A 13,956-nucleotide genomic window follows, 5' to 3' on the forward strand; every position below is an offset into this window, starting at 1 on the left:
TACATGGGCTGGACGATTAGTCGAACAGACCCAGGGTCATGTAGCTGAACCAGGAGCGGCTTGGACCTTCCGGCTCAGGCTCCGGAATGACATTGCCGTCAGCATCTTTAGGCTTCAGATCAGACGGGATCGCGTCTTTGGCATCCTGATACTGCTTCTTGATGTCCAGGTTGGCACGGGTTTCACCCGGTGGCAGCGGTGTGCTGGATTCGATCAGGCCCAGTGTGGCCTTGCTCAACCAGGAGCGGTTATCCGAGTCGGAAACCTGTGGCACAAACTGACCGTCAACCAGGCTTGGGTGGTTCGGGTAGTTGTCTTTCAGTACTTCGAGGCTGGTGTTGGCCAGTTGATCGAGGTGCATGCGCTGATAGGACTCAACCATCACCGCAAGCCCGTCGCCGACTGCAGGGGTTTCCTGGAAGTTTTCGACCACATAGCGACCACGGTTGGCAGCAGCTACATAGGCCTGGCGGGTCAGGTAGTAGTCGGCTACGTGGATTTCATACGCAGCCAGCAAGTTACGCAGATAGATCATGCGTTGCTTGGCGTCGGGAGCGTAGCGGCTATTCGGGAAGCGGCTGGTGAGCTGGGCAAACTCGTTGTAGGAGTCGCGTGCAGCTCCAGGGTCGCGCTTGGTCATGTCCAGCGGCAGAAAGCGGGCCAGCAGGCCTACGTCCTGGTCAAACGAAGTCAAACCTTTGAGGTAATAGGCGTAATCAACGTTTGGATGCTGTGGGTGCAGGCGAATGAATCGCTCGGCAGCGGACTTGGCAGCTTCCGGTTCGGAGTTCTTGTAGTAGGCGTAGATCAGTTCGAGCTGGGCCTGATCGGCATAGCGTCCGAACGGATAGCGCGACTCTAAAGCCTTCAGCTTGGCGGTAGCACTGGTATAGCTGTGGTTATCCAGGTCGGCCTGCGCCTGCTGGTACAGCTCGACTTCGCTCAGGTTGTCGTCCACGACTTCTTTTGTCGACGAGCAGGCGGCGGTCAGTGCGAGGATGGCGATCAGCAGCAGGTGTCTCACTTGCATGGCGGCTTGCGTCCCTATGACGGCCGCTGTCTTGGGCGGGTCCGTCCTGTTATGATGAGCGCCCCGTGAAAAGCCTCGGGGCAAAAGACGCCGTATTTAACCACAAGCGCGCAGCCGAAACCAAAGGCTTGGCGCGGTCCTGATGAGCATGTCCGAGAAAATTCAACTTCGCGAAGAGGTGCCGTCCGAACTGGGTGGCCAACGCCTCGATCAAGTCGCCGCACAATTATTCGCTGAGCACTCGCGCTCGCGCCTTTCCGCCTGGATCAAAGACGGCCGCCTCACTGTGGACGGAGCGGTCATCCGCCCCCGTGACATCGTGCATGGTGGCGCCATCCTGGAGTTGACTGCCGAGCAGGAAGCCCAGGGTGAGTGGGTCGCCCAAGACATTCCTCTGGATATCGTTTACGAAGACGATGACATCCTGGTTATCAACAAGCCTGCCGGCTTGGTGGTACACCCGGCTGCCGGGCATGCCGACGGTACTTTGCTCAATGCGTTGCTGCATCACGTACCGGACATTATTAATGTGCCGCGTGCGGGGATCGTGCACCGTCTGGACAAAGACACCACCGGTCTGATGGTGGTCGCCAAGACCATCCAGGCGCAGACGCAACTGGTTACACAGTTGCAGAGCCGCAGTGTCAGCCGAATCTATGAGTGCATTGTCATTGGTGTCGTTACTGCCGGGGGCAAGATCGATGCGCCCATCGGCCGTCACGGCCAGCAACGCCAGCGTATGGCGGTAATGGAAGGCGGCAAGCAGGCGGTGAGTCATTACCGTGTGCTTGAGCGTTTCCGTTCCCACACCCATGTGCGGGTCAAGCTGGAAACCGGTCGTACGCACCAGATTCGTGTGCATATGTCCCACATCAACTTCCCGTTGGTCGGAGACCCTGCCTATGGCGGTCGCTTCCGTATCCCGCCGGCAGCCAGTGTGACGATGGTCGAATCCCTGAAAAACTTCCCGCGTCAGGCTCTGCACGCGCGCTTCCTTGAGTTGGATCATCCGACGACCGGTAAGCGCATGAGCTGGGAATCGCCGCTTCCGGACGATTTTGTCTGGCTGTTGACGTTGCTCAAGCAAGACCGAGAGGCATTTGTCGGGTGAATACCTTCCTGATTCCTGACTGGCCAGCGCCGGCAGGCATCAGGGCCTGTGTGACCACCCGTGCGGGCGGCGTCAGTCTGGCGCCGTTCGACAGCTTCAACCTGGGCGACCATGTCGACGACGATCCCGTAGCCGTTGCACATAACCGCCAGCGCCTGACCCATGTTTTCGACGTACAGCCCGCTTGGCTCAGCCAGGTTCACGGGGTTGTGGTCGTGCCTGCCAATCCTGAACGTATCGTCGAAGCGGACGGCAGCTGGACAGCCACGCCCGGTATTGCCTGTACGGCGATGACGGCAGATTGCTTGCCCGTGCTGTTCTGCGATCGCGCCGGAACCCGGGTTGCTGCCGCCCACGCCGGTTGGCGCGGGCTGGCAGCAGGCGTACTTGAAGCAGCAGCCATGAGTCTCAATGTTGAGCCCCGGGAGATTCTGGTATGGCTGGGCCCGGCGATTGGCCCCAAGGCATTTGAAGTCGGTGCCGAGGTGCGGGAAGTCTTTATAAATGACCTGCCCGATGCTGATGCCGCTTTTGTGCCCAGCATCAATCAAGGTCGTTTTATGGCCGATATCTATGAGCTGGCGCGCCTGCGTCTGGCTCGCATGGGGATTGGCGCGGTCTACGGCGGTGGTTTTTGCACCGTGAGCGACCCGCGTTTTTATTCCTACCGGCGCAGTCCTCGTACTGGCCGTTTCGCGTCTCTGGTCTGGATCGAAAAGACCGCCTAGCTGATCTACGTCACTTCCTTCAGGCTTGAAACTCCCGGAATTGCCCGCATCTACTATGGTATCTGGCAGGTTTCTTCATTCAGGAGTTTCCATCCCTCCGGCCTGCTCATAAGGAAGGTGACGAATGCGTATAGATAGATTAACCAGCAAGTTGCAATTGGCCTTGTCCGATGCTCAGTCGTTGGCTGTAGGCCTTGACCATCCGGCCATTGAGCCGGCGCACTTGATGCAGGCATTGCTGGATCAGCAGGGCGGTTCGATCAAGCCGCTGCTGATGCAAGTCGGTTTTGATGTAAACAGCCTGCGTAAAGAGCTGACCAAAGAGCTCGATCAGTTGCCAAAAATCCAGAATCCTACTGGCGACGTGAATATGTCGCAGGATCTGGCTCGCCTGCTGAATCAGGCAGACCGTCTGGCTCAGCAAAAAGGCGACCAGTTCATCACCAGTGAAATGGTGTTGCTGGCGGCCATGGACGACAACAGCAAACTGAGCAAGTTGTTGCTGGGGCAGGGCGTGAGCAAGAAAGCCCTGGAAAACGCCATCAACAACTTGCGCGGCGGTGAAGCGGTCAACGACCCGAACGTCGAAGAGTCGCGTCAGGCGCTGGATAAATACACCATCGACCTGACCAAGCGTGCCGAAGAAGGCAAGCTCGATCCGGTGATCGGTCGTGACGATGAAATTCGCCGTACCATTCAGGTGTTGCAGCGCCGGACTAAAAACAATCCGGTCCTGATCGGTGAGCCTGGCGTGGGTAAAACTGCCATTGCCGAAGGCTTGGCGCAGCGGATCATCAATGGCGAAGTGCCTGATGGTCTCAAGGGCAAGCGCCTGCTGTCGCTGGACATCGGTGCATTGATTGCCGGTGCCAAGTTTCGCGGTGAGTTTGAAGAGCGTCTGAAAGCGCTGCTTAACGAACTGTCGAAGCAGGAAGGGCAGATCATCCTGTTTATCGACGAGCTGCACGTGATGGTCGGTGCCGGTAAGGGCGAAGGCGCAATGGATGCGGGCAACATGCTCAAGCCTGCGCTGGCCCGGGGCGAGTTGCATTGCGTGGGTGCGACCACGCTCAACGAATACCGCCAATATATCGAGAAGGACGCAGCTCTTGAGCGCCGCTTCCAGAAAGTGCTGGTTGAAGAGCCGAGTGAAGAAGACACCATCGCAATTTTGCGGGGGCTGAAAGAGCGCTATGAAGTTCACCACAAGGTGGCTATCACCGACGGTGCAATCATTGCCGCGGCCAAACTCAGCCATCGCTATATCACTGATCGCCAATTGCCGGACAAGGCGATTGACCTGATCGACGAGGCTGCCAGCCGTATCCGCATGGAGATCGACTCCAAGCCGGAAGTGCTGGACCGTCTGGAGCGTCGCTTGATTCAACTGAAAGTTGAAGCTCAGGCGCTGAAGAAAGAAGAGGATGAGGCGGCGAAAAAACGTCTCGAGAAATTGCAGGAAGAAATCGAGCGCCTTGAGCGCGAGTATTCCGACCTGGAAGAAATCTGGACCTCGGAAAAAGCCGAAGTGCAGGGTTCTGCCCAGATCCAGCAAAAGATCGAGCAAGCGCGTCAGGAACTCGAAGTGGCGCGTCGCAGCGGCAACCTCAACCGCATGGCCGAGTTGCAGTACGGGGTTATTCCCGATCTGGAGCGCAGCCTGCAGATGGTCGACGAGCACAGCAGCAAAACTGAGAATCAGTTGTTGCGCAGCAAAGTGACCGAAGAGGAGATCGCCGAGGTCGTGTCGAAGTGGACCGGTATTCCGGTATCCAAGATGCTCGAAGGTGAGCGCGACAAGCTGATGAAGATGGAAAGCTTGCTGCATGAGCGTGTAATTGGCCAGGACGAGGCTGTTGTGGCCGTGTCCAACGCGGTTCGCCGTTCCCGTGCAGGCTTGAGCGACCCGAACCGTCCAAGCGGCTCGTTCATGTTCCTGGGCCCGACCGGTGTGGGTAAAACCGAGTTGTGCAAGGCGCTGGCAGAGTTCCTCTTTGATACTGAAGAGGCGATGGTGCGGATCGACATGTCCGAGTTCATGGAGAAACATTCCGTGGCTCGACTGATTGGTGCGCCACCAGGCTATGTGGGCTACGAAGAAGGCGGATACTTGACCGAAGCTGTACGGCGCAAGCCTTACTCGGTAATCCTGCTGGATGAAGTCGAGAAGGCCCACCCGGATGTGTTCAACGTGCTGTTGCAAGTGCTTGAAGACGGTCGCCTGACTGACAGCCACGGTCGTACAGTGGACTTCCGCAACACGGTGATCGTGATGACCTCCAACCTGGGCTCTGCACAGATCCAGGAGCTGGTGGGTGATCGCGAAGCACAACGGGCTGCGGTAATGGATGCGGTGAGTACCCACTTCCGTCCGGAGTTTGTGAACCGGATCGACGAAGTGGTGATCTTCGAGCCTCTGGCCCGTGATCAGATCGCCGGCATTGCCGAGATCCAGTTGAGCCGTCTGCGCAGTCGTCTGGCAGAACGCGATCTGAGTCTGGAGCTGGACAAGGATGCTCTGGAAAAACTGATCGCAGTAGGTTACGACCCGGTATATGGCGCACGGCCACTGAAACGTGCGATCCAGCGCTGGATCGAAAACCCGCTGGCACAACTGATTCTTTCGGGTCAGTTCATGCCTGGCACCACTGTGACAGCGAGCGTAAAAGACGACGAAATCGTCTTCGCGTAAGCTCCGGCGCCAGTGTTTTAAGGAAGGCCTCGCATTGCGAGGCCTTTTTTTACTTAGGGTGTTGATCTGTAAGGAAAACGCTTGTAAGATGCGCCCCGCAGTAAGTCACCCGCAACGGCAACTTGGCCCAAACCAAGAAGCCCGCTAGAAGAGCTAAATCATTGTCTTCTAACGAAAAATAAGGGTTGACAAGGGTTTGAAAGGTTGTAGAATGGCCCGCCTCAGAGACGCCAACGTAGAGATACGCTGAAGTCAACGAGAGCTGCAAAGAGTCACAATGTTGTAGATTGAAATATGTAGTTCCGCGATAGCTCAGTTGGTAGAGCAAATGACTGTTAATCATTGGGTCCCTGGTTCGAGTCCAGGTCGTGGAGCCATTTTCAAGCCGGGGTATAGCGCAGTCCGGTAGCGCGCCTGCTTTGGGAGCAGGATGTCAGGAGTTCGAATCCCCTTACCCCGACCATTTTTGGGTCGTTAGCTCAGTTGGTAGAGCAGTTGGCTTTTAACCAATTGGTCGTAGGTTCGAATCCCACACGACCCACCATTTTTGGCTTCAGTTAGTTCTGGAGCTAGATCTTAAGATCAGAGGCCAAAAGCACTGATCGCAGAAGGCGCCTCTAGAAGGTGCCTTTTTTTTACCGGGGTATAGCGCAGTCCGGTAGCGCGCCTGCTTTGGGAGCAGGATGTCAGGAGTTCGAATCCCCTTACCCCGACCATTTTCAGCCCAGCAGTAGCGGGTGCGAAAATAAGGCACTGATGACATTCTCATCAGCGGCCAATAAAAAAAGCGACCTTCGGGTCGCTTTTTTTATGCCTGCGAAAAACTGGACGGGTTGGCATGGGGCTTTGTGGGAGCTGACTTGCCAGCAATGAAGACACCTGGTCAGGCCGGCTCCCACATATTCGGCGTGCTACAAGCCGGCGCAGTCTGTGGTGCGTAATTATGCTCTCTGAGCATCAGCCGCCCCTGTAGGAGCGAGCTTGCTCGCGAGCTGTTCGAAAATGCCCCGAGCAAGCGCCTGCAGGTTTAGTGGTAATCAGTGCAGTTTCAGTCGTGGCTCGGTACCGCGTCCGATCCTGCTCTGTAGGAGCGAGCTTGCTCGCGAGCTGTTCGAAAATGCCCCGAGCAAGCGCCTGCAGGTTTAGTGGTGATCAGTGCAGTTTCAGTCGTGGCTCGGTACCGCGTCCGATCCTGCTGCCGAGCATCAGCATCAAGGTACGGAACGTTCCGTACAGCGCCATTTGGTGCATGCGGTACAGCGAGATGTAAAACATCCGGGCCAGCCAGCCTTCCAGCATGACGCTTCCCATCAGGCTACCCATCAAGTTGCCCACAGCCGAGAAGCTCGACAGTGAAATGAGCGAGCCGTAATCACGGTAGTGGTAATCAGGCAGTTGCGACTTGCCTTCAATCCGCAGTTTCAGCGACTTGGCCAGCAGCGAGGCTTGCTGGTGGGCAGCCTGGGCGCGAGGTGGGACCATCTTGTCGGTACCCGGCTGCGGGCAGGCAGCACAATCGCCAAAGGCAAAAATGTTGTCGTCGCGGGTGGTTTGCAGCGTAGGGCGAACCACCAGCTGGTTGATGCGATTGGTTTCCAGCCCTGCAATTTCTTGAAGAAACCCCGGTGCGCGGATCCCTGCCGCCCAAACCTTCAGGCTCGCAGGAATGACCTGACCGTCCTTGGTGATCAAGCTGTCAGCAGTCACTTCGCTCACCGCTGAGTTGGTCAGAACGGTGACCCCGAGCTTCTCCAGGGTTTTATGCACAGGGCCGCCAATGCGTTCCGGCAGCGCGGGCAAAACCCGTGGCCCGGCTTCAATCAGGGTGATGTGCATGTTTTCCGGCTTGATGCGGTCCAGGCCATATGCGGCCAGTTCATGTGCCGCGTTATGCAGTTCGGCGGCCAGCTCGACACCGGTCGCGCCGGCGCCGACGATGGCCACACTGATCTGCTCGACCACATCGGTTTGCCCGGCATGGGCGCGCAGATAATGGTTAAGCAATTGCTGATGAAAACGCTCGGCTTGCTTGCGGGTATCCAGAAACAGGCAATGCTCAGCCGCGCCCTTGGTCCCGAAGTCGTTGGTGGTGCTGCCCACCGCAATCACCAGCGTGTCGTAGCCCAGCTCGCGGGCGGGCACCAGTTCCTGACCATTTTCGTCGAGAGTTGCCGACAATGAGATCTTTTTCTGCTCACGATCCAGCCCGCTCATACGGCCCAGCTGAAATTCGAAATGGTTCCATTTGGCCTGGGCGACGTAGTTGAGCTCGTCTTCGGAGGAGTTCAGCGACCCTGCCGCAACTTCATGCAGCAGCGGTTTCCAGATGTGGGTCAGGTTGGCATCGACCAGCATCACGCTGGCTTTGCCGCGTTTGCCCAGGGTCTTGCCCAGGCGGGTAGCCAGCTCCAGACCGCCGGCACCGCCGCCGACGATAACAATACGATGGTTCATAGGTATCACTCACAAGGCTTGAAAAATTCTGTGTTGCAACGATCCGGGCGAGCGCAATGCAGCTCATAGCGCCAGATAACTCAGGAGGCGGCTCAAAAAGCCCATGCCAATGACCACGATCACCACCACACCAAGGAGCAGCAAGGGCCTGAAAGGCCGGCGCTCAACCTGGTTTTGTGGCAGTTGCAGGTACTCTTCGACATGCTTTTGATCATCTGGGTTCAGGCGGCTGGACATAATTGTGGCCTCGTCAGATAGACGTTGCGGGAGGTGTAAAAGCTACAGCGGTGATTCAACCGGGATTAAAAGGAGCATAGCCGCTGGGCTGCAATGGCTCGACCCGCAGTTCGTCGTCTAGACGAATGATCCCGCTTTCGATTACCCGGGCCGTGATTCCGCCATGGCCACGCACTGCCTGGAAAGTGCCTGGGCCCAGCCGCTGCTCCAGTCGGGCACAGGGCTGGCACCAGCCGGTGGTCTCAAAAATGGCCTGGCCAATCCTGAAGCGCCTGCCTTTAAGGCTGAACAGATTGATCCCGCTGATCACCAGATTGCGTCGCAAATCCGGGGCCAGCAGCGGCTGATCTTGCGGGCGCCCCATCAGCGAGTTGATGACGGCCAGATGCTCCCATTGAATCAACGTCACTTGCCGGGCATTGCGGGGCCCCGGGCGCGCATGATCGCCAGTCAGCCCGGCTTCGCGGCGGGCTTCCACGGCGTCGAGTTCCAGCATGTCTGCACGGGACTCGGGGCGTACGCCGATCCAGCGCACGCGGCCGGTTTGCGGTACCTCGGCAAGCAGTTCCTGCAGCGGGCTCACAGGCTGATCCCGACATCGAAAATAATGCTGCGCCCCAGGTTATTGCGTAAAAAGTCCGGCGCATCCGGTTGCGCGAACAACACCCGGGCAAAGGTAGGGCCCACCAGTGACAGCGAGCGCCAACCCATGCGCAAGTATTCGGTAGGGGGCGGGAAGTGGCTGTTAAGGTCCAGAACTTCGCGCTTGAGGCTGGAGAAGGCAATGATGTCCAATTGACTTAAATCGATATCGCGTTCGCGGTAGTTGGTGGCTTTTTTGTGCAGGGTAGGGCCCAGTCGTTGCAGTAGCTTGCTCGCCGGAATTCGTTTGGGTCGTGCCTCGCGACGTACCAGCTGGCTCAGGGAATAGGCGCTGCGGCGGCGCTGGAGCTCTTCACGCCATTCATCATTCAAGCGTCGGCCTTCATCAAGTACAAAAAACACTTCAAAGCGGGCCTCGCCAAACAATACATCCGGAGGTTCCTGGCTGGGCTGGGTGAAGTCTTCGGAGTGATACGGAATATTCAGGCCCTGGAGCAGGCGCTGGCAGACCCAACGCTCACGCTCCCACTTGCGGGCATTGGATAAAAAGGCATTGGCCTGTTCGGCCTGAATGGTGAGCAGGCGCAGATAATCAGAGTCGTCCATGGACGCAGCTTAGCCTTGAAACAGGTGTTCCTGAAAGTCTGCGGTGTAGACTCGTGTGCATCACCAACAGGGGCATCAAGCACGGAGGGTTGAGCGGTGTGCTTTAACAGGATGAGGACGCGAACATGATCAGTGCCGCAGTGTTGTCCACTGAAACGATGTTGACCGGCTGGATGCTCTATGTGCCCGTGGTGGTCTGGGCGATCTGGCGAGCGCCGTGGGTTGAGCTGTTTGCCGACCCGCGCCGCCAGCACTTGCTGTTCGGGACTGTATTCGGACTGTTCTTGCTGTGGCTGGTGCGACGTGATTTCGATACGGGTGTGTCGTATCACTTTATTGGCCTGACAGTGGTCACGTTACTGCTCGACTGGCCGCTGGCCGTTATCGGTGCGCTTATGGCGCAAGGAGGGCTGGTGCTGCTGGGGCGACAGGACCTGGCCGCGATGGGCGTCAATGGCATGCTGCTGATTGTGTTGCCCATTGCAGTGACGGAATGTTGCGCGCGACTGGTTGAGCGTGCGCAACCGCGTAATCCCTTCGTATATATCTTTTGCTCAGGCTTCTTTGCGGCGGCGCTGGCGGCGTTGTTGTGTTTGCTGGCAGTGCTTGGCGTGTTGTGGCTGGACGGGATCTTCGTCATGGCGCAGTGGCTGGAAGACTTTATTGGCTATCTGTGGCTGATCATCTTTCCGGAAGCGTTCATCAACGGGATGCTGGTCACTGCACTGGTAGTGTTTTGTCCTGAATGGCTCGAGACCTTCAACCGTACCCGTTACCTGGCCGCCCCCTGGAAGGATGAAGACCCCAGGTGACGGTCAGGCGCTGGCCTGCCAGCGATACAAAGGGCGCTGTAATCGCTGACGAGCCGGCTGGCGCAGGGGGGATTTTAATGCAGGCGGTCTGGCAAGTCCTCGGAAAACAGGTCGTCCTCTGCATCCGGGCTTACCGGGATTTTGTGTTCTTCGCTGGCCCAGGCGCCCAAATCGATCAGTTTGCAGCGGTCCGAGCAGAATGGCCGGAACGCGTTGGTGGTTTTCCATTCCACGGCGGTGCCGCAAGTCGGGCAGTCTACGGTCATAGGTTTGGTCATGGTTGGCCTCCACGCAAAGTTAAGTAAAAGTGATGCAGGCGCTCGACTTCAGTCTGGAGCGTCTTCAGGTCGCTATCGTTGACCAGGATGTCATCAGCGTGACTCAGGCGTTCTTCGCGGCTGGCTTGAGCCTTCAGAATGGCCTGTACTTGCTGTTCGCTGGTGTTGTCGCGCAATAACGTGCGCTCAATCTGCAAGGCTTGCGGGGCGTCGATCACCAGTACGCGCTGGGTGGTTGCGTACTGCCCGGACTCTATCAGCAGTGGCGAAACCAGAATGGCGTAGGGCGATTTTGCCTGGGCCAGGTTGAGCGCGATTTCTTCCCGAATCAATGGGTGCAGCAGGGCTTCGAGCCAGCGCCGAAGTTCAGGGTCGCTAAAGATCAGGCTGCGCAAGGCGCTGCGATCGAGCTGTCCATCGGCCTGCAGCACGGCATCGCCAAAGTGTTCGGCGATTTTCGCCAGCGCCGGGCGCCCGGGCTCTACCACCCAGCGTGCCGCATGGTCGGCGTCCACCACATGAACACCCAGGGCGGCGAAGTGCTCGGCAGCGGCGCTTTTACCACTGCCAATGCCGCCGGTCAGGCCGAGGATCCAGGGTCTGGAAGATGAGGTATTCATTTCAAACCGAAAGCTACCAATAGAAGGCGGTTATTTGACCACCCCAGAGCAATCCAATCCAGCCGGCAATTGCCAGATAGGGTGCAAAGGGAATCGGGGTGGAGGTTTTGGCCCGGCGTAATGCCAGCAGGCTCAGGCCTGCGATCGCACCCATCAGTGACGAGAGCACAATGGTCAAGGGTAATACTGCAATGCCGCCCCAGGCTCCGAGCATCGCCAGCAGCTTGAAATCACCATAGCCCATGCCGTCCTTGCCGGTGGCCAGCTTGAAGATCCAGAAGATCGACCACAGGCTTGCATAGCCCAGCGCTGCGCCCCATACCGCTTGTGACAGGCTGGTAAAAGTATCGAAGCTGTTGAGCAGCAAGCCCATCCAGAGCAGGGGCAGCACCAGAACATCGGGCACGATCTGGTGCTCGGCATCGATCAGGCAAATAGCCAGCAGCCCCCAGGTCAGCACCAGCATCCAGCCCGCCTGCAGGCTCAGGCCGAAATGCCAGGCTATAAACGCCGACAATAATCCGCAAGCCAGTTCGGTCAGGGGGTAGCGCGGGCTGATAACGGTCCTGCACCGGGAGCACTTGCCACCCAGTAGCAGGTAGCTGAGCAGCGGAATCTTTTCCCACAGGCGCAACGGGTGCTGGCATTGCGGGCAGTGGGAGCGGGGCAGCATCAAGTTATACACAGGCACTTTTTCGGCTGCGGGCAACTCCAGCAATTCCCTGGCCTGTGCTCGCCAGTCCTGCTCGAGCATCCTGGGCAAGCGCCAGGCCAGGACATTGATAAAGCTGCCCACCAACAAGCCGAGGATCAGGGCGCAGACGATAAAAGCGTCGGGGTGGCGGGTGAAAAATTCAATCATGCTCAAATCACTTGGCCCAATTTGAAAATCGGTAAATACATGGCGATCACCAGTCCGCCAACCATGACGCCGAGTACCACCATGATTGCCGGCTCCATCAATGCTGTCAGGTTATCGACCAGAGTGTCGACCTGGCTCTCATAATAGGTGGCTACGTGGTTGAGCATCTCGTCCAGTGTGCCGGACTCTTCGCCAATTTCTGTCATCTGGATCACCATGCCCGGGAATACTCTGACATCGCCCATGGCAACATGGATCTGACTGCCTGTTGCCACCCGCTGCCTGAGTTGCAGTACCGCGTCTTTGAACAGGCTGTTGCCCGTGGCTCCGGCGACTGCGTGCAGCGCTTCAAGCAATGGAACTCCGGCGGCAACGGTGGTGGACAGCGTGCGGGCAAAACGGGCGATGGCCGAAAAATGCAGCAGGTTGCCCAGCACCGGGAGTTTCAACAGCCAGCGATCAAGGCGCTGACGCAACGCCGCGCAGTGTTTGTAGCGATAGCCCAGAGCCGCACACCCCAGGCCGGCCCCGGCGAGCAGCCACAGGCCGAACTGTTGCAGCGCCTGGGAGACAGCGATTACCCAGAGCGTGAAGAGTGGCAGTTGGGCGTCAAAAGAGTCGAACACGCGCTGGAACTGCGGCACCACTTCAATCAATAAAATTGCGCAGACCCCTGATGCCACCACCAGCACGGCTATGGGGTAGGTCATGGCCTTTTTGATTTTGTTTTTCAGAGTTTCGGTTTTTTCCTTGTACGTCGCGATCCGCTCCAGCAACACATCCAGTGCCCCGGCCTGCTCGCCAGCCTCAATCAGATTGCAGAACAATGTATCGAACTGTGCCGGCCTTTTTCGCAACGCACTTGCCAGGCTGATACCTGCATTGATGTCCTGCTGCAGATCATTCACCAGCTCGCCCATGGCCTGATGTTCCAGGCCGTTGGCAATTACCTCCAGTGCTTGCAGCAGCGGGATGCCGGCTCTGATCAGCGTGGCCAACTGGCGAGTGAAAAGTGTGATCTGTACGGCTTTGACGGGTTTGCCTGCGGGGGTGTCGCGGTCTGTATGCCGGCGAATTTTACTAACGGTAATACCTTGTCGGCGTAACCGGGCCCGGATCATTGCCTGGCTGTGGCCAGTGCTTTCACCACTGGCCGGAGCGCCTTGGCGATCAGTGCCTTGCCACCGATAAACACTGGTTTTATCTGCCTGTGCTGGCATTTTTTCCATCCCTGAATAGTTGATTGCTTTGTTGTGCTCCTGGCCTCAAAGGCTAGATGGCCCAAAGTCGGGACGGCCATTGGAGCGTTTCCACAGATGTCAGCCATGTAGTTGTGGAGCAACCGCCCGCTAACCTTGATAGCCTGTGCGCACTTTTTGGGCGGCTCAGTACTGCTTTGGCGTTTGGCCACAGGGCCGCGTCCCACTTTTGGAGATTTCATGTGAAACAACAAAAAGGCTTCACCCTGATCGAGTTGATGATTGTGGTTGCGATCATTGGCCTGATCGCCTCTTTTGCATTGCCGGCTTACAACGAACACACCATGAAGGCCCGTTTTGCCGAGGTGAACTCAATCAGCAACAGCTACAAGACTGCCGTCGCCCTGTGTTACAGCGAGAGTAATGATTTGACTGTCTGCGATGCGGGCAGCCACGGCATTCCAGGTCCGGCCGCAGCCACTGACAACCTGGCAGCGGGCATGACAGTGGTAGATGGCGTGATCAGCATGACCGGCACCCAGGCAGCCGGTGGCTGGACCAGCGTGATGACGCCTGCCTTGAGCGGCAGCACACTGGTGTGGACCCAAACCGGCACCTGTCTGCAAAGCGGTGCCTGTAAATAGTCAGGGTTCTGCAGGAGCCAGGCCGGCTCCTGCAATGTGAGATGCCGGAAAAAATGCCAGCCAGGGGCAATCTGATCAAA

The 13,956-nt window shown here is 57.7% G+C and carries 14 protein-coding genes and 4 tRNA genes; 9 read left to right on the forward strand and 9 right to left on the reverse strand.

Features of this window, described 5'->3' with window-relative positions:
* Positions 1-16: 16 nt before the first annotated feature.
* Positions 17-1,030 carry an outer membrane protein assembly factor BamD gene (locus FEZ21_RS07040; protein ID WP_003443867.1) on the reverse strand — a complete coding sequence of 338 codons (1,014 nt, stop codon included), beginning with the start codon at positions 1,028-1,030 and terminating at the stop codon, positions 17-19.
* Between the two features lie 148 nt (positions 1,031-1,178).
* On the opposite strand from FEZ21_RS07040, the gene rluD reads away from it, so the two are divergent.
* The 7 genes from rluD (at position 1,179) to FEZ21_RS07075 (ending at position 6,277) form a co-directional block, all read left to right on the forward strand.
* Positions 1,179-2,141 (forward strand): 23S rRNA pseudouridine(1911/1915/1917) synthase RluD, encoded by a 963-nt coding sequence (gene rluD, locus FEZ21_RS07045; protein ID WP_003443864.1) that lies wholly within the window; start codon positions 1,179-1,181, stop codon positions 2,139-2,141.
* Entirely contained in the window at positions 2,138-2,869 is a 732-nt protein-coding gene (gene pgeF, locus FEZ21_RS07050; RefSeq protein ID WP_127196776.1) for a peptidoglycan editing factor PgeF, read from the forward strand. The genes rluD and pgeF overlap by 4 nt, the downstream gene beginning before the upstream one ends.
* A 124-nt stretch (positions 2,870-2,993) precedes the next feature.
* On the forward strand, positions 2,994-5,561 hold the full coding sequence (clpB, locus tag FEZ21_RS07055) for an ATP-dependent chaperone ClpB (RefSeq protein ID WP_003443858.1): 2,568 nt from the start codon (positions 2,994-2,996) through the stop codon (positions 5,559-5,561).
* 301 nt (positions 5,562-5,862) lie between these two features.
* A tRNA-Asn gene (locus FEZ21_RS07060) sits at positions 5,863-5,938 on the forward strand.
* Between the two features lie 9 nt (positions 5,939-5,947).
* A tRNA-Pro gene (locus tag FEZ21_RS07065) sits at positions 5,948-6,024 on the forward strand.
* A gap of 5 nt (positions 6,025-6,029) precedes the next feature.
* Positions 6,030-6,105, forward strand: a tRNA-Lys gene (locus FEZ21_RS07070).
* A gap of 95 nt (positions 6,106-6,200) precedes the next feature.
* A tRNA-Pro gene (locus FEZ21_RS07075) sits at positions 6,201-6,277 on the forward strand.
* Positions 6,278-6,713: 436 nt separating this feature from the next.
* Here FEZ21_RS07075 and FEZ21_RS07080 read toward each other — a convergent pair.
* From FEZ21_RS07080 to FEZ21_RS07095, 4 genes are all read right to left on the reverse strand, one after another.
* The gene (locus FEZ21_RS07080; protein ID WP_003443854.1) at positions 6,714-8,015 is read right to left on the reverse strand and encodes an NAD(P)/FAD-dependent oxidoreductase; all 1,302 of its coding nucleotides are present in this window, start codon (positions 8,013-8,015) and stop codon (positions 6,714-6,716) included.
* A gap of 63 nt (positions 8,016-8,078) precedes the next feature.
* Positions 8,079-8,252 carry a DUF3094 family protein gene (locus FEZ21_RS07085; RefSeq protein ID WP_003443851.1) on the reverse strand — a complete coding sequence of 58 codons (174 nt, stop codon included), beginning with the start codon at positions 8,250-8,252 and terminating at the stop codon, positions 8,079-8,081.
* A gap of 55 nt (positions 8,253-8,307) precedes the next feature.
* Positions 8,308-8,835 carry an MOSC domain-containing protein gene (locus FEZ21_RS07090; protein WP_003443848.1) on the reverse strand — a complete coding sequence of 176 codons (528 nt, stop codon included), beginning with the start codon at positions 8,833-8,835 and terminating at the stop codon, positions 8,308-8,310.
* Entirely contained in the window at positions 8,832-9,461 is a 630-nt protein-coding gene (locus FEZ21_RS07095) for a DUF1780 domain-containing protein (protein WP_127196777.1), read from the reverse strand. Before FEZ21_RS07095 ends, FEZ21_RS07090 begins: the two co-directional genes overlap by 4 nt.
* 125 nt (positions 9,462-9,586) lie before the next feature.
* On the opposite strand from FEZ21_RS07095, the gene FEZ21_RS07100 reads away from it, so the two are divergent.
* The gene (locus FEZ21_RS07100; RefSeq protein ID WP_003443841.1) at positions 9,587-10,273 is read left to right on the forward strand and encodes an energy-coupling factor ABC transporter permease; all 687 of its coding nucleotides are present in this window, start codon (positions 9,587-9,589) and stop codon (positions 10,271-10,273) included.
* Positions 10,274-10,347: 74 nt separating this feature from the next.
* On the opposite strand, the gene yacG is transcribed toward FEZ21_RS07100, so the two are convergent.
* The 4 genes from yacG to FEZ21_RS07120 are packed head-to-tail and all read right to left on the reverse strand — an operon-like array spanning position 10,348 to position 13,253.
* Positions 10,348-10,551 (reverse strand): DNA gyrase inhibitor YacG, encoded by a 204-nt coding sequence (yacG, locus tag FEZ21_RS07105; RefSeq protein ID WP_003443840.1) that lies wholly within the window; start codon positions 10,549-10,551, stop codon positions 10,348-10,350.
* The gene (gene coaE / locus FEZ21_RS07110; protein WP_003443839.1) at positions 10,548-11,171 is read right to left on the reverse strand and encodes a dephospho-CoA kinase; all 624 of its coding nucleotides are present in this window, start codon (positions 11,169-11,171) and stop codon (positions 10,548-10,550) included. Before coaE ends, yacG begins: the two co-directional genes overlap by 4 nt.
* Positions 11,172-11,184: 13 nt before the next feature.
* Positions 11,185-12,033 carry an A24 family peptidase gene (locus FEZ21_RS07115; protein WP_003443838.1) on the reverse strand — a complete coding sequence of 283 codons (849 nt, stop codon included), beginning with the start codon at positions 12,031-12,033 and terminating at the stop codon, positions 11,185-11,187.
* 2 nt (positions 12,034-12,035) lie between these two features.
* Positions 12,036-13,253, reverse strand: a complete 1,218-nt coding sequence (locus tag FEZ21_RS07120) for a type II secretion system F family protein (RefSeq protein ID WP_160626737.1) — start codon at positions 13,251-13,253, stop codon at positions 12,036-12,038.
* A 221-nt stretch (positions 13,254-13,474) separates the two neighbouring features.
* On the opposite strand from FEZ21_RS07120, the gene FEZ21_RS07125 reads away from it, so the two are divergent.
* Positions 13,475-13,876 (forward strand): prepilin-type N-terminal cleavage/methylation domain-containing protein, encoded by a 402-nt coding sequence (locus FEZ21_RS07125; RefSeq protein WP_010655555.1) that lies wholly within the window; start codon positions 13,475-13,477, stop codon positions 13,874-13,876.
* The last annotated feature ends 80 nt before the right edge of the window (positions 13,877-13,956 follow it).

The sequence above is a fragment of the Pseudomonas sp. 9.1(2019) genome, from assembly GCF_009910445.1.
Lineage (GTDB): Bacteria > Pseudomonadota > Gammaproteobacteria > Pseudomonadales > Pseudomonadaceae > Aquipseudomonas > Aquipseudomonas paraversuta.

Coding starts and splice junctions, on each gene's coding strand:
- FEZ21_RS07040 (WP_003443867.1), bottom strand. CDS start 1,030: ATGCAAGTGAGACACCTGCTGCTGATCGCCATCCTCGCACTGACCGCC.
- rluD (WP_003443864.1), top strand. CDS start 1,179: ATGTCCGAGAAAATTCAACTTCGCGAAGAGGTGCCGTCCGAACTGGGT.
- clpB (WP_003443858.1), top strand. CDS start 2,994: ATGCGTATAGATAGATTAACCAGCAAGTTGCAATTGGCCTTGTCCGAT.
- FEZ21_RS07080 (WP_003443854.1), bottom strand. CDS start 8,015: ATGAACCATCGTATTGTTATCGTCGGCGGCGGTGCCGGCGGTCTGGAG.
- FEZ21_RS07085 (WP_003443851.1), bottom strand. CDS start 8,252: ATGTCCAGCCGCCTGAACCCAGATGATCAAAAGCATGTCGAAGAGTAC.
- FEZ21_RS07095 (WP_127196777.1), bottom strand. CDS start 9,461: ATGGACGACTCTGATTATCTGCGCCTGCTCACCATTCAGGCCGAACAG.
- FEZ21_RS07100 (WP_003443841.1), top strand. CDS start 9,587: ATGATCAGTGCCGCAGTGTTGTCCACTGAAACGATGTTGACCGGCTGG.
- yacG (WP_003443840.1), bottom strand. CDS start 10,551: ATGACCAAACCTATGACCGTAGACTGCCCGACTTGCGGCACCGCCGTG.
- coaE (WP_003443839.1), bottom strand. CDS start 11,171: ATGAATACCTCATCTTCCAGACCCTGGATCCTCGGCCTGACCGGCGGC.
- FEZ21_RS07115 (WP_003443838.1), bottom strand. CDS start 12,033: ATGATTGAATTTTTCACCCGCCACCCCGACGCTTTTATCGTCTGCGCC.
- FEZ21_RS07120 (WP_160626737.1), bottom strand. CDS start 13,253: ATGCCAGCACAGGCAGATAAAACCAGTGTTTATCGGTGGCAAGGCACT.